Source organism: Gordonia jinhuaensis (assembly GCF_014639795.1).
Lineage (GTDB): Bacteria > Actinomycetota > Actinomycetes > Mycobacteriales > Mycobacteriaceae > Gordonia_B > Gordonia_B jinhuaensis.
This window is the reverse complement of sequence record NZ_BMGC01000077.1, coordinates 1-3,331: the sequence shown is the minus strand read 5'-3', so window position 1 is coordinate 3,331 and position 3,331 is coordinate 1. Positions and strand designations below refer to the sequence as shown.

The 3,331-nt window shown below is 61.6% G+C and carries 3 protein-coding genes; 2 read left to right on the top strand and 1 reads right to left on the bottom strand.

The genetic code is table 11. The features are described from left to right. Nucleotides 1-80 precede the first annotated feature (80 nt). Nucleotides 81-1,007, bottom strand: a complete 927-nt coding sequence (locus IEW22_RS19620; RefSeq protein ID WP_188589040.1) for a hypothetical protein — start codon at nucleotides 1,005-1,007, stop codon at nucleotides 81-83. Nucleotides 1,008-1,136: 129 nt separating this feature from the next. Between IEW22_RS19620 and IEW22_RS19615 the strand changes: the two genes are divergently transcribed. Next, on the top strand, nucleotides 1,137-2,213 hold the full coding sequence (locus tag IEW22_RS19615; protein ID WP_188589038.1) for a PDDEXK family nuclease: 1,077 nt from the start codon (nucleotides 1,137-1,139) through the stop codon (nucleotides 2,211-2,213). A 107-nt stretch (nucleotides 2,214-2,320) separates the two neighbouring features. After that, nucleotides 2,321-2,971, top strand: a complete 651-nt coding sequence (locus IEW22_RS19610; RefSeq protein WP_188589036.1) for a uracil-DNA glycosylase family protein — start codon at nucleotides 2,321-2,323, stop codon at nucleotides 2,969-2,971. Nucleotides 2,972-3,331: the final 360 nt, after the last annotated feature.

Below are 3,331 nucleotides of genomic sequence, written 5' to 3'. Positions count from 1 at the left end.
GCAGCATCGCCATCACGCAGGCCCAGAGCGGGAGCCGGAGAATTCGCCATAGCCGAGTATCTCAAACCCCCAACCATTAACTAACTAACGACACGAGATACTAGGAACCTCTGCCATTCGCGTTCCTCATCGCTGCCCCTGGCGACGACGATCGTTCCTTCGTGAGAGATGGGGCGCTCGAGTAGGGACTCGGCACAGCGGGCGAGGATATGGACCGTGACCACTTGGTCATCGACGTTGCTCGACACCGAAGCGACGAGTGCCGGGTATCCGTCACCGGTGATCGGAGGCGCGGCTGGACTACTTCCCACCGCTATGTCGTACAGGTAGTGGGGGTCGGCGTCGTTCAGTGTGGCGCGCAGCAGGGCCAGCCGATCGCGGACTGTTGCCGGTTCCAAGGTGGTGAAGGCGCGTTCAGCATCGTCGGCATTCACGCCGGGAAGAAGGATCGATGCGGTGGCCGCGAACCTGCTCATATCCTGTCCGAGGCGGCTCTTGCCACCCTCCAGGTAGTAGTCGATGACCTGGCCGTAGTCAGCGGCCCAGTTGTCGAACACGGACAGCCCCTGCCACGTCGCTTCGAACGGGTCGTCGCCGGTAAGGCCCGCGAACCACTCGTCGTTCTCAGGAGTCGGATCGAGGGGCATCGTCAGATGCCATGCCTGAATGGTCCACCCACGCTCGGTCGCGTAGTCCTTGATCCGGTTGTATGACTTGCTGATCTGTCCAAGATGGTTCGACGTCAGATTCTCCGCGAACTTCTTTACCTGGTACACCTCAACGCGGTTGTCTCCGAGCGGAACGTAGACGTCGATACCGCCATCACCCTGTGAGGGCCGAATACGGCGGGCAGTAGGCCGTTCCCGGCAGATGCACATCGCCGCGACCGCTTCGACATCGTTGCCTTCGTAGCGGCTCCAGGGAATTCGTGACACTGCCAACGCCTCCAGACCTGAGCAAATGGTGCTGCCGTTCCCTCCACGCTTCATCGCCGTCAAGTTTTCCACGCGATGCGAAACGATCTACCCCCGCAGGTGACGATGGCATCAGGCCTGACCGTGGTGAACGGTGGTCAACCACCCGTGCAGTTAGCGCAAGTCCGCAGAAGAGCACGCCATGGTCGATAAGGTCTCGTCATGCACGTTTCGTTCGGATTGTGGCGGTTGGATGGTGGTGTGCGACAGGTGTCGTCGAGTGTCATCGCATCGGAAGACCGCCTCGAGGAAATTCTCGAAGCGCGGCCCGACATCCTCGGTTCCGGCGATCTGCTGCGGATCGGCCGGCAGGTCGTCACCGACTACGGCAAACGCATCGACTTGCTCGCCATGGATGCGCAAGGCGATCTTCACGTCATCGAGCTGAAGAAGAACAAGACACCGCGCGACGTGGTCGCGCAGGCCTTGGAATACGGGTTCTGGGCTCAAAGTCTGTCGTTCGACGCGATCCGCGATCTGTACGCCAAGCACAACGGCGAAGCCGATTTCGAGTCCGCGTTCACCGACCACTTCGAGGTCGACGTGCCCGACACCATCAACTCCGCACACCATTTGGTGATCGTGGCAGCGGGGATGGACACGAGCACAGCGCAGATCGTGGAGTACGTGCGCGGCTACGGGGTGCCGATCAACGTGTTGTTCTTCCAGTACCTGCGTGACGACGAACGCGAGTACCTGGCGCGGTCGTGGCTGAGCAACCCGGACCTCGAGTCGCCTACCCCGGGCGGCTCGGGAGCAAAGAAGCAAGCGGCGTGGAACGGGCAAGACTTCTACGTCGCGGTCGGCGAGAGCAGGCATCGCAACTGGGACGACATGCGTCGGTACGGGTTCGTATCGGCAGGGCACGGCGACAAGTACCGCAAGGCCATGCTGAACCTGTTCGAAGGTGCCCGCGTCTGGGCGGCGATCCCCTCGATCGGTTATGTCGGGGTCGGCGAGGTCGAAGCGACGGCGGTCCCGGTCACCGCGTTCGATGTGGAGGTGGAGGGTACGTCGATACCGATCCTCGAAGTGCCGCTACGGACAGAGAACATCAGTGAGGATGCCGACGATCCCGCTATGACCGAGTACCTCGTACGGGTGCGGTGGATCGATACCCGTTCGCGTGATCGGGCGGTGTGGGAGAAGGGGATGTACGCCAACCAGAACGTGGTCACCAAGTTGCGCCACTCCCACACGTTGCAGCAACTCGCCAAAGCATTCGACGTAGACGAATGACCGGCGACAGCGCCGATCGAATCCGGCGCGGTAAACGAGAAGTGGTCGCGCGGATGCGGTCATCGCTTGCGCCACGCGCGGAAGCAGGGCGGCGATACGCTGCGGGGATGGTGGATCAGTTGATGCCGTGGCGCTCGATGCGCATGCACCAGTGGGACGACCATGTTGCCGACATCAATCGGTTCGTCGACGGACTCCGAACCAAGCGGGACGGGTTCGTACCGTATGTGTCGCCTGAGTTCGGTGGGCGCGACGCCCGGGTGCTGTTGCTCAATTTGTCCCCCGGCAAAGGAACCGATCCGAAACAGGGCGGCTCCGGTTTTCTGTCCGTGCGCAACCCCGATAATGCGGCAGAACGTATCGGCGAGGGACTCGCGGCAGCGGGACTCGCTGTCTCAGACTGCGTGGCATGGAACGTGTATCCCTGGTATGTGCGCGGCTTGTCCGATAAGCCTGCCGATTTGGTGAAAAACCATATGACCGTGGGGTTCCCGGCACTACGGGACTTGTTCGACCTCTTGCCGGAGCTGCGGGCGGTCGTTGTCTTCGGAGGGGATGCGCAGAAGGGCTGGGAGGGATTCCGAGTCATGTATCCGAAGACCGCGAAGCGGGTCCGCATGCTCGGCAACCGCAGCACCGCCGACCGGGCCTACATCAGCCGCTCGCAGGCCCAGATCGCCGAGTGGCGATCCGAACTAATCGACACGTTGAAGCTGGCCAAGCAGTCTGCCGAAGGTCCGAAACGGCAACCCACGTGATCGTCAGACATTGATACCCCGGGAGGTCCGAGCGGACCCCCGTGAACAGTTTCTACGCTCGTGCGACTGCAAATGCGACCCTTTCATGTTTCAGCACGAGTCGCTGTCCGGTCGATCGGGCGCACCTCTTCTGGCGATCAACGGCTCCCGGGCTGGCGTCGAGCGGCTTTCGTCGATCTGTCGTATCTCTTCTGCGAAGGCCAGCAGAGAATGTTTCAGAGTGCGAGGCTCGATTCCGTTGTTGCGGTTGGTGACTCCTAGTGTCCTGAGTCATTAATTCGTGTGCAGTAGTGGGCGATGGAGTCGAGGATCTGGTCAGCGGTCTTGACCCACACGTAGGGGCGGGGGTTGTCGTTCCAG